The following is a 14,360-nucleotide window of genomic DNA, read 5'->3' as shown; positions in this document are numbered from 1 at the left end:
GCCCGACATTGGGGCACGCGCGGTGGTGTCTGGGCTTAGTTCAGCTCGACACCATAGGCTTCTTTGAGCCAGTTCAAAACGTAAGCTTTGGCGTTGTCGTCGACATTTGTCGCGGTTTGCAGCGCCGCCTTAGAGCCGTCACCGACGAACACCGGATACTTGCCCACGCGCTTCGAGGAGATTTCGGCAAAGTCGCCGCGCTCGGTTACTGCCTGGAATGCGGCGGTGTATGCGTCGACCACTTCCTGAGGTGTATCGCCCGGCAGGAAGGCTAGCTTCTGCACCGGGAAACCGGCTACAAAGAACGCTTTCCACGCATCCCACGCCTCACCGCTGGTTTCACAGCCATCGGTGGCTTCGCATACTTCCTTGAATGTCGGGATGTCCGGGAAGGTCGGGTCACGGACGATATTGCCATCTGCATCCAGAGCACCCCAGGTCATCATCGGCACAGCCTGACCGGATTCAACCAGCGGGGCCGAACCACCCAGGTAACCGGATGAGGTCTGATAATCGACGTTGGCTTCGCCGCGCTCGAACATCAGACGACCATCGCCACGGCCTTTGATGCCAAAGACAGGCTCGACGTTCATACCCAGCATTTGCCATGCCAGCAGCGGCACAAGGTCAAGACGTGTCGCGCCCTGCGAACCATAGATGAAGTTGGTATCTTTCAGCGCGTTCGCAGAGCCATCAAACTTTGCTCCATCCTCGGCGTTCAGATAGGCAACACCACCGGTTCCCGACGCCATCACCGGAATCCAGTCGTTGTATTCATATCGCACGCGCGGATCGCTCAGCAGATACGGGAATTGAGTTGAACCGGAGGTGCCAAACAGCAGCGTACCATCGTCATGGCTCTGCTCTTGGAACCAGTTTGCGCCTTTGGTCGATCCGGCGCCGGGCATGAACTTCACGACAACAGTCGGTTGACCCGGCAGTGCTTCGGACAGAAGCGGCGCAAAGAAATTGGCCCATTTGGCAGACCCGCCCGTTTCCGAGAACGGGATGACCCATTCAACTGTCTTGCCCGAGAAATCGACCTCGGCAGCGGCAGGTGCGGCGATACCGGCGGCGGCGATCAGCCCCACGACGGCGCGACGGGTGAAGTTGGAAATGGTCATTGGTTCCTCCCTGTTGACCAAACAACCACGCTAGCGCCCTCTGCGCCACCGTGATCGCAAATAGAACTGTGGGGTTGATTCCCCCTCCCATCTGGCAATCATGGAGCGCCAACCTTGCGCGAAACTTGCAGGAGACCCGATGCGGATCGTCATCGTCGAAGACAACGAGACCCTCGCCAACGCTATTGCTTATCGTCTGCGTGACCGCGGTCATGCGGCAGAAGTGCTTACGGATGGCGACGAGGCTGACTTGTATCTTGCGCAAGAGGGTGCCGACTTGGTTGTTCTGGATATCAATTTGCCCGGACAGTCAGGGTTGGAGATCCTGATATCCCTTCGCAATCGCGGTGACGGCGTACCAGTGATCTTGCTGACGGCACGTGCCGAAACAAGCGACCGGGTTTCGGGGTTGGATATGGGCGCCGATGATTACCTGGTTAAGCCGTTCGAGATGGACGAGTTGGAAGCACGCATCCGGGCGCTTTCTCGACGCAAAGATCTCGACTACGGCGCAAAGGAGAGCATTGGAGGTCTGGAATTTGACCGCGCTGCCCGACAGGTTAGTGTGCAGGGCGAAGTTCTGGATATTCCGCGGCGGGAAATCGCGGTGCTTGAATGCCTTTTAGAGCGCAGGGGCAGAATTGTTCCCAAAAGCCAACTTACAGATTACGTCTATGGCGTTGGTGCCGATGTGGAGGCCTCGGCCGTTGAACCTCATGTATCTCGGCTGAGAAAACGTCTTCAAGATCTCGGTATTAGAATTAAGACAGCTCGTGGTCTGGGATATCTGCTTGAGGTGCAGAAGTGATCAATCACGGCTCGCTCAGGTTAAGACTTTTCATTCTTATCCTAACCCCCTTGGTGCTGATTGCCGCCCTGCTCGGTCTTTGGCGTTTTATGATTGCGCAGAATACGGCTCAGGAATTGTTCGACGACAGCCTGTTATCTGCTGGCCTCGCAATATCGCGAGATGTTGCGATTTCGGGGGGTGACGCGCTGTCACCAACGACACGCAGCATGATCCGGGACGCGTCGGGCGGAGAGATTTTTTACCACGTAACGGGCCCCGGCGGCATCTATGTGACAGGTTATGCCTACCCGCCGGCAGCCTCGAACCCGTCTGATCAAGAGGTGTACAAGCCACGGTTTTTCGAAGCGCTCTACCGCCAAGAACCAGTGCGTGTTCTAAAGATGACGGAACGAGTGACCATAGAAAACCTAGTCGGAGATGCGACAGTTACAGTCTGGCAACGTATGGCCGATCGAAACGCTTTCGCGAACGAACTGTCAATCCGCGCAGGAATTCTTATGGGAATTCTGCTGGCCACCCTCGCCATTGTTGTATGGTTCGGCGTCGCTCGAGGCTTGAGGCCTTTGCTGGATTTGCAGGACGCAATTGACCTGCGTTCACCAGATGACCTCAGTGAGATCAAGCGCCCTGTCCCGATCGAAGTTCAAGGAGTTGTCAGAACCCTGAACCGACTTTTTGGACAGGTGGAAAATAGTATCAACGCCCACCAAGTTTTTATATCCGAAGCAGCACATCAGCTGAGAAATCCGGCGGCGGCCGTGCAGTCGATGGCCGAAGCGCTGCAGGACGCGAAAACGGACGACGACCGAGAAAAACGCATCTCAGAGCTTGTGGCGGCGGCAAAAAACTCAGCAACGGTGGCTGAACAGCTTTTGTCACTTGAGAGGCTCAGGCAGCCGACGCACCAAGACCAAATGGATAAAATTGACTTCCGCTCGGTCGTGGAAGAGGCCTGCGCGGAAATGGGCGTTCACATTCTCGCCAAGGGTGTCGAGTTTGATGTTACGATGCCTGAGACAGCAATCACGGTTTTCGGCGACCGTATCTTTCTGATTGAGGCTCTGAAGAACCTGTTGGACAACGCAATCAAACACGGTGGCCCAAAGTTGAGCCAAATCTCAGTTGTGCTGCAGCGTGAGGGCAAACAAATTGAGCTAACGGTGGCCGATGACGGGGCTGGCCTTTCGCCAAACCAAAGCGAAGCAGCATTCAATCGGTTTTCTCAGTTGGAGCACTCCGAGGGCAGCGGATTGGGGTTGTCAATCGTCTCGGCAGTGGCGCAGCGCCACGGAGGAATGGTCGAAATCAACCAAGTCGAAAGAGGTGCGAGCATTACGCTTAAGCTCCCCATAGCCCTGTAAGCTGTTTCTAGTTCTGCTCGGAACCCGCAACCCATCAAAATCAAAGCGCGTATTTGCGATTCCAGCGAAAGTCAGTTTTTGTGCCCTGAGCGACGAACGCGGCGCTCAACATCTATGCCTATGTCGCCTTTGAGCTCAAATCAGTCATCGGGTGGAATTGGTTGGACTATATGAACCGAACGACTGTGAAGCGGGATAAAACGGCTATCTGTTCCAATCCGGAAAGAAACGTTTCCAGCTATTAGAGCTGGATAATCGCTGCTACGATTAAGCGAAGCCATTCTTCTTCGATTGGGTAATATATGAAAGTCAATGCGCTTTTGATTTCGGCTCTCTTCGTCAGCAGCTGTATTGCTCTATGGGGTGTTGTCGACCCGCATGGCTTGGGTTCCGTCTCCTCAAGAATTGTCACCATCCAGTTCGAAAGCCGGGGCTGGTTCATTATGCTCGAAGCCAGCGCACTTTTGTTACTGGCAATTTATCTTGCAGTTTCCAAGTACAGCTCTATCCGAATTGGACCCGAAGGTTCAGAGCCCGAGTTTTCGACTACAGCTTGGATTGCAATGCTTTTCGCGGCGGGTATGGGTGTGGGCCTGCTGTTTTTTGGCGTGTCAGAGCCGCTCACCCACTTTTCGGTAATACGCGATTTTTCTTCTGATCCAGAAGCCGCAAGGCTCGCCATGTTCGTAACCTATTTGAACTGGGGGTTCCACGCCTGGGCCATCTACGGTGTCGTTGCACTCATAGTTGCCTATTTTGCATTTCGACGTGAGCGCTCGTTGCTGCTCAGCGCTCCGCTACTGGACGTGTTCGGCGAGAAAACTTGGACTCGCGGATTGGCTTGGCTGTTCGATTTCTTATCCGTCGTCGCCATAGCCGTTGGCCTAGCGGGTTCGTTGGCCATGGGGGTGTTTCAAATTCAAACAGGACTGGCAGGAGTTCTTGGAATACCAAATTCTCCGTATCTGACAGCAATTATTTTTGCCGCCATGTGCGTTGCTTTCCTTATTCCTCTGAGACGTGATCTGGGAGAAGGAATGTCGAAACTGTCCAATTTGGCCATGGCGATTGCGATCAGTCTTTTGGTTTTTTTGCTTGTCGCCGGTCCCACGTCTTTTGTGATGAATTCGATCGTCTCGGGTTTTGGACGTTATGTTTACAACGTTATACCTGCCGGTTTTTCAACAACAGAATTTTTTGATCAGAGCATTTCCACCTGGTTTCAAGACTGGACGCTTAACTACATGATCTGGTGGCTTGCTTGGTCTCCATTTGTAGGCATTTTCATTGCACGCATTTCGCGGGGGCGCACAATACGCGAGTTTCTGGCCGGGGTCATAATTGCGCCCACTCTTTTTTCGGTTTTCTGGTTTGGAGTGCTCGGCGGTGTAGGTTTTTTTGATGTTTTGGATGGAAGTGGTCATCTTCTTGAGGTCAACGAAAAGAGCCTTGATGCGACGACATTCGCTCTCCTGCAACAGTTTCCATTGAAGTCTATCACGCAGATAGCGACGATAACTGCCGCTTTCCTCTTTGTTGTAACGAGCGTCGTGAGCGCAGGCTTCACACTTGCAATGATTGGAACAGGCGGAGACGAAAACCCCTCGCCGAGCGTTCGAACCATCTGGGGGATAGTTCTCGGCGCTTTGGGCCTAGCCATGATCCTCGTAAACGATGTTTCACTTGTCAGATCTATTATCGCACTCTCGGCCATTGCGTTTGTATTCATCGTGCCAATTCTTGTGGTCTGTCTCCTCAAGTCGCTTTCAAAAGAGGTCTCCGAATGACAGGTTCTATCGTCGATACGGTTTTGAACGTATCTGTTTTTTTGTACATTGGTTTTTTGATCTGGCTCGCGCTTCATCGCATTTAGAAATTTGTGTTTGAAGCGACACTCGGCTGGAGCCGATGCTCCAAAGAACTGAGTGTGGGCCTCCTAGCTAACATCTAGCGCACTGTGTCGATTGGTGATTCGCCCCTAGCTAGCTCGGTGGCGGCAGTGCGGACAAAGCTGCCATTAGACTAGCGAACGCATCAGTCGATCGGACTCGGATTCATCGTACTCTTCCACCAAGCAACCTCTAGCACGTTGCGGGTGTTTTCGTTCTCTTGCTGGAATTGTAAAAGGATTTAGTAAAAAGATGACGCGAAACTGTGCTGGCAAAACTCCCCCATCGGAAGCATCAAAACGGCAGTTGCGCTGTTTGGCTAGCGGGAGCTGTGGGCCTTTACGAGTTAACCGTTCGCACTCGCGTTGTCGCAATCTGGTGCTGATCTAATGGTACTCAGAAACGTTCCGGCCGCGTGCATTCGCCTCTACTTGCTAAAAATTTTAATAGTGTACTGGCGACGGGCCCCGGCAGGCGGAATTGGAAAAGGTGCAGCCGCGCGCACCTGTGACAAGGCGATCCGGTCCAAACGCTTTGAACCTGAACTGCGGGCAATGTTGGCCGATACCAAAGCTCCGCTGTCAGCGATGCGAAACGTCACTAGAACCACGCCGCGGATGTTCACGCTTTTGCGTCGCACACGAAGAATCTTGCGTTTGACCTTGCCCGCGTAGTTGCTTGCATCGGCATTGCCCTGGGCCGAGGTTGTACGGGCTGTCTTTTCTGCGGCGGCTTCTCCCTTGTTGTTTTCGCCCGTTGTACTGCCCTTTTTTCTAGCGCGTTCACCATTGCCTGCTTTTGCAGCGAGCTGGGCGACTTTCTTCTCCTCAAGTTCTGCGTTTTGCACGGGAGGCTTTGCAGTTTTGCGTTTGGGCTCAGCCTCAGGCTGTTCGGCTTGGGTCAATTCGGGCTGGCTTGCCTTTTGAGGAACCTTTAGCTTCAATGCTCCTTTCGCCGAAGGCGCGACCTGTTTTGCGATAGGTATTGCAGCCTTCGCTGTCTGCCCCTCGGGGTTTGCTTGTTTAATTGGTTGATCAGGCTCTACAGTCGTTTTCCGGGTCGAGGCCGGCGCAGATGCAATCGTTCCAGCAGTGAAATCCTTAAAGGACGTCCCGAGTGCTGCTGTATCGACCGAGCCACCACCTTCGATTTGCGTCACCGTTTGTGGGCCAAAGTCATGCAAAGCAAGACCGTGGGTCGCAGCAGCCAACACGATCGCAGATGCGGCTATTGCGCGAGAACTGGGGATCATTGCAGCGCTCTTTGTGTGATCACAAAGACCTTGTTTGCGCCTAGGGCACGAAGCGCATCACTAACCGCTTTCAGCCGCACCGCTGGAAGCGCGCGGTCGGGAACCAAGCGTACTACTTCCAGCGGCAGGTCAATTGAAGCGCGTTCAACATAAGCTTCAACATCTGTCAGCTCGGCCCCGCGATACTCGAGCACACCATCGGCACGGATGACGAGCGCATCTGGCGGCTCGCGCCCTTCAAGGTTCTGCGTTTCGACCAGTTGCACTGAGTTGCCAAGCGGTGGGGCAAGCGTACCCGCAATCATGAAGAAAACCAGCATCAGGAAGACGACGTTGATCAGAGCAATTGTGGGTTCTCGGGTTCGCCTCGCCTTTGGTTTCAGTTGCATCATCCGATCACCTGCGTCCGTAGGTGAGCCACGCCTTTCAAAGCCGTCAGCAGGTCAATCAGTTGTTGCGAAGTTGCGTTCTGACCGAGACTGATCAATGCCATTTGTTCGGAGGTCCCGTCGAAAAGCTCTGTAACGCTATCCAGGGTTGTTACGGTCCCGTCGACCAGAAGACGATCCTGTTCAAGCTTCACAAAGCGGATCGGGATGTCTTGGTCTGAACCGCCTGCCGAAGATGTTGAAAACTCAATCTCGCCGAATTTCGAAAATGTTGAAGTAAGCATGAAAAACAGCAGCAGCAAAAAGATGACGTCGATCAACGAGGTCATCGACAGGCGCTTGCGCCGCTTGGTTCGGGTCTCAAGTGCCATGGGCAAGGGCTGCCTTTGGCATCCCGGTCGCTTTGCATCCTGCGGCGTGACCAGGTGCGAAAACGGTGCGTAGGGCACGGTTAGTAAAGATGCGCTCACGCGTCATGCGTGCCTCGAACCAAGTCAGCACAAGCGAGGTTGGCATTGCGACGGCCAACCCTGCAGCCGTTGTCAGCAGGGCAATCCAAATGCCACCTGCAAGCAGTGCAGGGTCTACCGAATTGCCTGCGCCTTGCAGGGTCTGGAAGGCTTCGATCATGCCAAGAACGGTGCCGAACAACCCCAATAGCGGTGCCAATTGAGACACCATGTCCAGCACGTTGAGGCCCCGTTCAAGCCCGGCAAAGCGCGCTTCGGCCTCGGCATCGGCACGCTCGGACAGCGTGCTGCTATCACCACTGAACGACATGGCGATCACTGGGGCCAGATAGCTTTGGCTCTTGTCCAGATGCGCCACCGCAGCCGCCCGGTCCTGCCGGTCCCAGGCTTCAATCGCCAAAGAAAGCTCGATATGGCGACCGACGCCGGCGGCCGCATATTGCCACAGCTTGTAAATGACGAGCGACAGGGTTGCGACCGAGGTTGCGATCAGGATCGCAACAACCGGCCCGCCAAGCGCGAGGACGTCTGTCAATTTCTGAATGATCGTATCCATTGGCCTATCCAATTATTTCCGTTTCAAGGCGGCTTTTGAGTGTCAGGTTCGACATGCAGGCATTCTGCATGCCTCCTTGATGCGCACATTCCTGAGCGTCGTTGATCAGGATAAGAGTGATTTGGTTGCAGGCCATTCCATCGAACTGAAATTGGCGGACCCTAGGACGCCCTGCGGGCATATCCTCGAAATCCAGAAGCGTGAGCAGAGCAACGCCACCTTCCTCGCCGAATAAGACCATTTCGTAGACGGCGCCTTCGATATCGGTGTCATGTTTATTCTCGACCAAAAAGCTGAGCAGGCAGCTTTGGTCTCGTTCTTCCGCAGAACTCAGCTCTATCGAAACGCCACCGGTTTCTCCGGCTGACGCAGGCCCCGCCCCCAGAATTGGGAGCAAGGCCAGCAGGACCAACCGAGCATTTCTTTTCGACGCTATTCGCATAACTGGTCCTTTCTTTTCTTGATCAGAAAGTTTTGGCCACGGTCAGCTTGAAGTTCCGGCCCGGCGCATTGCGCGTCGACAGGTTCGGCAGGTAGTTTTTGTCAAAGATATTCTCGATACCTGCCCTAACTTCGAACCCTGCAAGCGCGCCTTCTTGCGGGAAGTAGGACGCGCGCAATGTGTTGACGCCATATCCGGCAACCGGGTCGCCTGAGGAATCAAAGCCAGACCTGGCTCCGAAAAGCTCCCAGCTGACATCAAGCGTTTCGCCAAACCGTTTGCCGAATGTGATCCGCCCCGAATCCGATGGTTCGTTGCGCCAGCGGGACTCCTGCCCGTTTTCATTGGTTTCCGTGCCGCTTACGACATTTGCGTTAAAGTCGACATAGAATCCGCCAACGTTCGCGTATGATGCTTCAATTTCCACACCGTGCGTTTCGACCTTGTCCAAAAGAACAGATGCTCCGGTAATCGGATTCGACTGATTGTACGATGTGACATCCCGCAAGTTAGTGTCGTAGAAATTCACCTTGGCGCGTATGATGTCGCCCTCGGCAAAGATATCTCCGCGATTGAACGAAAACCCTGCTTCCCAGGTGCGCGATTTCTCGGGCTGGGTCATGAATACCGGGGTACCAAGGTCGTCGATGATGGGCAGGCTTTCAGTGTATGCACCGCCGCCGAAGATGCCGAAACCGTTTGCGAATTCGTACCGCGCCGACAGTCCCCCCATCAGAGCATTGTTATTGTAGCTCTCATCGAAAGGTGCTGTATCGCCATCCCCCTTGATGTCCTGCGTTTCGTAACGCAGCGCCGGTGTGATGGTCAGTTGATCGCCGATCTGAATGTCATCGACTGCGAACAAGGCAATCCGACGATCGGTCCCACCCGGGGCTGACGGAGCATCCAGACGCTCTCGATTGATGAACTCGATCCCGGCTCGAAGATCATGCGAAGCGATTCCAGTTTGGAAATACGAGGTATTCTTGATCGTCAGTTTGGTGGTTTCATAGTTATGTGACGCGTCCGCAAGAGCCCGAATGCTTGGGAAAAACGGAGTTCCCTCTAAGCTGGAAGAGCCAGGAACATAGCTGCTGTCGATGGACTGCTCGGAATAGCTGAGGTTCACATCCAAATCGATCAGATCGTTGTCTGCTGGCCGGTATTGATATCGCAGGATGCCAATCCGGGTTTCGATATCACGATCCACATTTCCAAAAGCGTCTGCAGATGTACCGAATGAGTCATATGGAACGTCCCGTTCTTCCGAGGTCGATTGGTTCCATGATGCGGTGATAGAATGCTCCAGATTGTCGCCGAAGCTGTATTTGCCCTTCGCCAACAGGGAAGGCAGGGTAAAGGCGCTGTTGCCGATCGAGCCGCCATTCCCGTCTTCCTGATCGTCTTGATCGCGATAGGTGTAGTTGAACAGAAACTCGGTCTGCTCGTTCGGCTGCCACGCCAGAATCGACGATGAGGCAAAGCCGCTTCCGTTCGAATAGCCTTCCAACGTCTGACGGAACCGGAAGCCGGGCTCACCGCCGGTGAAATCCGAGGCGTCTTTGGTTTCCAATTGAACCACGCCTCCCACGACGCCCGAGCCGAATTCAAACGACCCGACAGTGCCCCGGATCACCGACACGCTTTTGTAAAGCTGCGGATCGGTGAAGAGTTGGTTGCCGATCCGATACAGCTCTTCCGAACCGGTTGTTGCCCCGTCGATCAGAATGAGAACCTTCTGGTCGGTACCGAAGGTGCTGTTGGCGCCGAAGCCCCGAATGTTGATGCCAGACCCCTGCGGTGTCGAGCCATTCACCAGAGTCACACCAGGCACGGTGTCGATCAGCTCTGCAACCGTGTTGGCCTGACGGTCATTGATCTCTTCCTGATCGATATTGGTAATAGGTACTGCGGTGTCGGTCTGGATTTCACGTTTGCTTTCGCCCAGCTCAAGTGTGCCCAGGAACCCATCATCCTGTTCCTGCGCCCAAACGGCCGCTGCGATCATACTGAGGCAAGAGGCGGTGCCAAGCAGGCCCGCCTTTCGAATTGAAGCACGCATTTCTGTCCCTTCGAGTGGTTGAGGACCGGAGATGCTTGCAGTTCGCTGGCTAAGGTCAGTCTTTTTTGGTGTTTTTTGGAATCGCCTTTCAGCGATGACTTGTGCTCGCTAATAAAGCTTACTAAAAGAGTCAACATATTTCCGTGACTGAGTTTGCAGTCACTGCCAGCGGGCCAATGACGGGATCATGGGCCGGGCCAGCGCCTCACAGAACCACTCGAAGATGGGAAATCCACTATGGAACAGGTGCTTACGGCCCCTCAGGATATTCGTGCTGCCTATGCAGAGAAGGCTGGCAAACGTGATCGCGATCTGGCGGAATCACTTGGTTTGTCCGAAGGGCAGCTGGTGGTGGCTTTCGCTGGGCAAGGCGCAACAAGGCTGAAATCAGACATAGACGCGCTTTTTGGTCAGTTGAGCGGGTTGGGAGAGGTCATGGCGCTGACACGCAACCCGTCCTGCGTGATTGAGAAAGTCGGGCGATACGACAGCTACCACCCTGGCGCTCATGCCGCGATGGTCCTGACACAAGAGATTGACCTGCGCATGTTCCCAAGTCATTGGGTTCACGCCTTCGCGGTCGAGCGTGAAACGGATTCCGGAACACGCCGCTCGATTCAAGTATTTGATGCAGCCGGAGATGCGGTTCACAAGATTTTTCTGCGGGACGGCTCAGATCTGGATCACTGGGCACATCTGGTCCAGACGCTGGCCGCGGACGATCAATCGCAGACGATGACTGTCGAGCAGCGCAAGCCAGCCGAGGCACCTAAGGCCAATCCGGATAAGGTTGAAATCCTTCGCAATGAGTGGGCCAAGATGACGGACACGCATCAGTTCCTGCGCTTGACTTCGAAGCTCAAGATGAACCGGTTGGGGGCGTATCGTATTGCCGGTGCGCCTCTGGTTCGGGCGCTTGACCCAGACACAACTCCGCAAATGTTCGAACAGGTGCGCGACCAAAGGCTTGAGGTCATGGTCTTTGTCGGCAATCGCGGCTGCATTGAAATCCATGGTGGCCCAGTCAAAACCCTGAAACAGATGGGGCCTTGGTTCAACGTGTTGGACCCAGATTTCAACCTGCATCTGCGCACCGATCATATTGCCGAGGTCTGGGCCGTCACCAAACCCACCCAACGAGGACCCGCTGTTTCAGTTGAAGCGTTTGACGCTGAAGGCGGATTGATTTTCCAGATATTCGGTCGACGCGCCGGCGATACTGACCACCGCCCCGCCTGGGATGCGCTGGTCGCCGGGTTATCCGACAAAGCCGAAGAAGAGGTGGTGTAATGCGACAGCTTTTATCTCTCTGCACGGCTGCTTTTCTCTCTGCCACAACTCTGCAAGCAGAAGAACAACGCGTGATCGCGATCGGCAGTTCAATCACCGAGATCATCTATGCTCTCGGGCAACAAGACCGGCTGGTGGGCCGTGATCGGACCTCAACTTACCCGGCCGATGCGATGGATTTGCCGGATGTGGGCTACCGGCGCGCTCTTTCGCCCGAAGGCGTGCTGTCCGTCGCACCCGACCTAATCCTGGCATTGGAAGGCTCCGGCCCGCCAGATGCCATTTCGGTGCTTCAAGAAGCCGGTGTGGAATTTGTCACAATCGACGAAGAGTTTACCCGAGATGGGATAGTGGAAAAAATCCGCGCAGTGGGCGCTGCTTTGGGCGTTGAGACTGAGGCTGAAAAGTTGGCCGCAAGCGCAGCTCAACAACTGGATCAGGCGCAAGAGAGTGCCTCGGCCGCCGCGGATGCGGACCCCTTGAATGTGTTGTTCATCCTCTCGGCGCAGGATGGAGAAATCACCGTCGGCGGGGCCGACACACAGGCCGACAGCATTATCAGAATGGCGGGCGGTGAAAATGCTGCGGCAGGCGTTTATGGATTCAAGACCATGACGTCAGAAGCGTTGGCAGTCACCGCGCCCGACGTGATCCTGATGATGGAGCGGCGCGGCAATCACGGAACTTCGGACGAAGACCTTTTTGCAATGCCCGCGATCCAACTGACCCCGGCAGGGCAGAACAAAGCCCTGATCCGTATGCCGGGTGCGTATCTTCTGGGCTTTGGCCCGCGTACAGCGGATGCAATTTTGGACCTATCGTCGGCGCTGCAAAACGCGAGCGGATCATGACGCTGGCGTTAGACCACGGCGCTCCGATGCGCGCTGACGCGCGAAGGATCAGGGCCAGGCGCGTGACGCTGTTTCTAGTTGTCGTCCTGACCGTAACAAGTGTGATCAGCGTCTCGGTTGGAGCGTCCGAAGCCTCGCTGTCGATTGCGGTCTTGGACTTACTTCAGGGGCGTGAGTTGTCGGACCTGAACCGGATCATTCTATGGGACATTAGATTGCCCCGTCTGGCTATGGGAATACTTGTTGGTGCGGCGCTGGCAGTCTCGGGCGCGGTGATGCAAGGGCTGTTCCGCAATCCGCTGGCCGATCCTGGGATCGTCGGTGTCAGCGCGGGCGCCGGGTTGGGCGCGATATCAGCCATCGTCTTTGGTGGCCTCCTGCCTCGCACGGTCCTCGCCTGGGTAGGCGACGGGCTGGTTGCCTTTGCGGCCTTTCTGGGGGGATGGGCCTCGGTTCTGATCCTTTATCGCGTGTCAACGCGTCAAGGGCAAACATCGGTCGCCACAATGCTGCTTGCAGGCATTGCACTGGCGGCTTTGGCCGGAGCTGTATCCGGAGCGATGATCTACATGGCTGACGATCAGCAACTCAGAGACCTCACCTTCTGGGGTATGGGTTCGCTTGCTGGCGCAACGTGGGTAAAGGTTGCAACGGCTGCCCCGATTATTCTGACCGCAATTGTATGCACACAGTTTCTTGCCCGTGCTTTGAACGGTTTGGCGATGGGTGAGGCCATTGCCCATCACATGGGTATTCCAGTCCAGCGAAGCAAAAACGTCGCGATCCTGGCGGTTGCTGGGGCAACTGGTGCCGCCGTTGCCGTGTCGGGGGGCATAGGCTTTATCGGAATCGTGGTGCCCCATCTGCTGCGCCTCAGTACTGGACCAGACCACCATCGCTTGTTGATGAATTCAGCGCTGCTGGGGGCCACGCTGCTTTTGTGCGCAGACATGATCAGCCGCGTGATCGTTGCTCCAGCTGAGCTACCAATTGGGATCGTGACCGCAATCCTTGGCGCGCCGGTGTTTTTCTGGATCCTGCTTCGACGCCATGGCTCAATGGGAATGTAAGTATGAAAGCTGAAAACATAAGCGTCCGCATCGGAAGCAAAGAGATCCTGAAAGGCGTGGATCTTAAAGCAGAGCCCGGGCAAGTCACGGCCATCATCGGCCCGAATGGATCCGGTAAATCGACTTTGCTGAAAGCACTGTCGGGAGAAATCCAAAGCGCCGGCAGGATCACATTAAACGGCCAAGAGATCACGACATTAAAGCCCTGGGAATTGGCTGCTATACGAGGCGTTCTTCCGCAGTCAACAACCGTGGCTTTCCCCTTCTCTGTGCACGAGGTCGTCAGGCTCGGGCTAGCAAATGGCTTGGCTGCCGACGACGATACACTACCGTCTCGCGCTTTGATGCAAGTTGACCTCGGCGGCTTCGAAACGCGGTCCTACCAGAACCTATCTGGCGGTGAGCAGCAACGCGTTCAGATGGCGCGAGTTCTAACGCAAGTCTCGGACACCAAAGATCTGGATCAGCCGCGCTGGCTGTTGCTGGATGAACCCGTTGCAAGCCTGGACATCGCACATCAGTTCATCGTTTTGCGCATCGCGCAGGACTTCGCAGCCCAAGGCGGAGGTGTTGTCGTGGTTTTGCACGATCTGAACCTGACAGCTTTGTTCGCCGACAGTGTATACATTCTGAGCGAAGGGAAGGTCTGGTCGTCAGGTACAGTGTGCGACGTTCTCAACAATGAGGCGATGCAGCAGGTTTACGGTATCGACTTACCGATCAGCACAATACCTTCGCGCGGGATGCCATTTGTTCTACCGCAGGCGATGATCTGAATAGGATGGTCCTTCCG

14 protein-coding genes are annotated in these 14,360 nt (G+C 55.1%); 7 read left to right on the top strand and 7 right to left on the bottom strand.

Going from position 1 to position 14,360, the window contains the following annotated elements; translation table 11 throughout:
- Positions 1-35 precede the first annotated feature (35 nt).
- Entirely contained in the window at positions 36-1,124 is a 1,089-nt protein-coding gene (locus ACR0B5_RS06115; protein WP_480539198.1) for a tricarboxylate transporter, read from the bottom strand.
- Between the two features lie 139 nt (positions 1,125-1,263).
- Between ACR0B5_RS06115 and ACR0B5_RS06110 the strand changes: the two genes are divergently transcribed.
- From ACR0B5_RS06110 to ACR0B5_RS06100, 3 genes are all read left to right on the top strand, one after another.
- Positions 1,264-1,932: a response regulator transcription factor gene (locus ACR0B5_RS06110; protein WP_480539196.1), complete on the top strand. Its 669-nt coding sequence runs from the start codon at positions 1,264-1,266 to the stop codon at positions 1,930-1,932.
- Positions 1,929-3,296 carry a sensor histidine kinase gene (locus ACR0B5_RS06105; protein ID WP_480539194.1) on the top strand — a complete coding sequence of 456 codons (1,368 nt, stop codon included), beginning with the start codon at positions 1,929-1,931 and terminating at the stop codon, positions 3,294-3,296. The genes ACR0B5_RS06110 and ACR0B5_RS06105 overlap by 4 nt, the downstream gene beginning before the upstream one ends.
- Positions 3,297-3,598: 302 nt before the next feature.
- The gene (locus tag ACR0B5_RS06100) at positions 3,599-5,083 is read left to right on the top strand and encodes a BCCT family transporter (protein ID WP_480539192.1); all 1,485 of its coding nucleotides are present in this window, start codon (positions 3,599-3,601) and stop codon (positions 5,081-5,083) included.
- A gap of 529 nt (positions 5,084-5,612) precedes the next feature.
- Here the strand turns inward: ACR0B5_RS06100 and ACR0B5_RS06095 are convergent.
- Genes ACR0B5_RS06095 through ACR0B5_RS06070 form a run of 6 tightly spaced genes read right to left on the bottom strand, consistent with a single transcriptional unit; the run spans position 5,613 to position 10,302 of the window.
- Positions 5,613-6,395, bottom strand: coding sequence for an energy transducer TonB (locus tag ACR0B5_RS06095; protein ID WP_480539190.1), 783 nt, complete (start codon positions 6,393-6,395; stop codon positions 5,613-5,615).
- A 38-nt stretch (positions 6,396-6,433) separates the two neighbouring features.
- On the bottom strand, positions 6,434-6,829 hold the full coding sequence (locus ACR0B5_RS06090; protein ID WP_480539188.1) for an ExbD/TolR family protein: 396 nt from the start codon (positions 6,827-6,829) through the stop codon (positions 6,434-6,436).
- On the bottom strand, positions 6,826-7,197 hold the full coding sequence (locus tag ACR0B5_RS06085; protein WP_480539186.1) for a biopolymer transporter ExbD: 372 nt from the start codon (positions 7,195-7,197) through the stop codon (positions 6,826-6,828). Before ACR0B5_RS06085 ends, ACR0B5_RS06090 begins: the two co-directional genes overlap by 4 nt.
- The gene (locus ACR0B5_RS06080; RefSeq protein ID WP_480539184.1) at positions 7,187-7,852 is read right to left on the bottom strand and encodes a MotA/TolQ/ExbB proton channel family protein; all 666 of its coding nucleotides are present in this window, start codon (positions 7,850-7,852) and stop codon (positions 7,187-7,189) included. The genes ACR0B5_RS06085 and ACR0B5_RS06080 overlap by 11 nt, the downstream gene beginning before the upstream one ends.
- A 4-nt stretch (positions 7,853-7,856) precedes the next feature.
- Positions 7,857-8,294 (bottom strand): hypothetical protein, encoded by a 438-nt coding sequence (locus tag ACR0B5_RS06075; RefSeq protein ID WP_480539182.1) that lies wholly within the window; start codon positions 8,292-8,294, stop codon positions 7,857-7,859.
- Between the two features lie 22 nt (positions 8,295-8,316).
- Positions 8,317-10,302, bottom strand: coding sequence for a TonB-dependent receptor domain-containing protein (locus ACR0B5_RS06070; protein ID WP_480539180.1), 1,986 nt, complete (start codon positions 10,300-10,302; stop codon positions 8,317-8,319).
- Positions 10,303-10,593: 291 nt separating this feature from the next.
- Here ACR0B5_RS06070 and ACR0B5_RS06065 point away from each other — a divergent pair, with 291 nt between their 5' ends.
- The 4 genes from ACR0B5_RS06065 to ACR0B5_RS06050 are packed head-to-tail and all read left to right on the top strand — an operon-like array spanning position 10,594 to position 14,343.
- Positions 10,594-11,646, top strand: a complete 1,053-nt coding sequence (locus ACR0B5_RS06065; RefSeq protein WP_480539178.1) for a hemin-degrading factor — start codon at positions 10,594-10,596, stop codon at positions 11,644-11,646.
- A complete protein-coding gene (locus tag ACR0B5_RS06060; RefSeq protein WP_480539176.1) occupies positions 11,646-12,497 on the top strand; it encodes a heme/hemin ABC transporter substrate-binding protein in 852 nt (283 codons plus the stop codon). Before ACR0B5_RS06065 ends, ACR0B5_RS06060 begins: the two co-directional genes overlap by 1 nt.
- Positions 12,494-13,567 carry a FecCD family ABC transporter permease gene (locus ACR0B5_RS06055; protein ID WP_480539174.1) on the top strand — a complete coding sequence of 358 codons (1,074 nt, stop codon included), beginning with the start codon at positions 12,494-12,496 and terminating at the stop codon, positions 13,565-13,567. Before ACR0B5_RS06060 ends, ACR0B5_RS06055 begins: the two co-directional genes overlap by 4 nt.
- A gap of 2 nt (positions 13,568-13,569) precedes the next feature.
- The gene (locus ACR0B5_RS06050) at positions 13,570-14,343 is read left to right on the top strand and encodes a heme ABC transporter ATP-binding protein (protein WP_480539172.1); all 774 of its coding nucleotides are present in this window, start codon (positions 13,570-13,572) and stop codon (positions 14,341-14,343) included.
- The last annotated feature ends 17 nt before the right edge of the window (positions 14,344-14,360 follow it).

This window comes from Ruegeria sp. AG1 (assembly GCF_056541705.1).
Note: the sequence above shows the minus strand (reverse complement) of the source record. Positions and strands in the feature narration are given on the sequence as shown.

Coding starts and splice junctions, on each gene's coding strand:
- ACR0B5_RS06065 (WP_480539178.1), top strand. CDS start 10,594: ATGGAACAGGTGCTTACGGCCCCTCAGGATATTCGTGCTGCCTATGCA.
- ACR0B5_RS06055 (WP_480539174.1), top strand. CDS start 12,494: ATGACGCTGGCGTTAGACCACGGCGCTCCGATGCGCGCTGACGCGCGA.
- ACR0B5_RS06075 (WP_480539182.1), bottom strand. CDS start 8,294: ATGCGAATAGCGTCGAAAAGAAATGCTCGGTTGGTCCTGCTGGCCTTG.
- ACR0B5_RS06110 (WP_480539196.1), top strand. CDS start 1,264: ATGCGGATCGTCATCGTCGAAGACAACGAGACCCTCGCCAACGCTATT.
- ACR0B5_RS06115 (WP_480539198.1), bottom strand. CDS start 1,124: ATGACCATTTCCAACTTCACCCGTCGCGCCGTCGTGGGGCTGATCGCC.
- ACR0B5_RS06080 (WP_480539184.1), bottom strand. CDS start 7,852: ATGGATACGATCATTCAGAAATTGACAGACGTCCTCGCGCTTGGCGGG.
- ACR0B5_RS06085 (WP_480539186.1), bottom strand. CDS start 7,197: ATGGCACTTGAGACCCGAACCAAGCGGCGCAAGCGCCTGTCGATGACC.
- ACR0B5_RS06090 (WP_480539188.1), bottom strand. CDS start 6,829: ATGATGCAACTGAAACCAAAGGCGAGGCGAACCCGAGAACCCACAATT.
- ACR0B5_RS06100 (WP_480539192.1), top strand. CDS start 3,599: ATGAAAGTCAATGCGCTTTTGATTTCGGCTCTCTTCGTCAGCAGCTGT.
- ACR0B5_RS06070 (WP_480539180.1), bottom strand. CDS start 10,302: ATGATCGCAGCGGCCGTTTGGGCGCAGGAACAGGATGATGGGTTCCTG.
- ACR0B5_RS06060 (WP_480539176.1), top strand. CDS start 11,646: ATGCGACAGCTTTTATCTCTCTGCACGGCTGCTTTTCTCTCTGCCACA.
- ACR0B5_RS06050 (WP_480539172.1), top strand. CDS start 13,570: ATGAAAGCTGAAAACATAAGCGTCCGCATCGGAAGCAAAGAGATCCTG.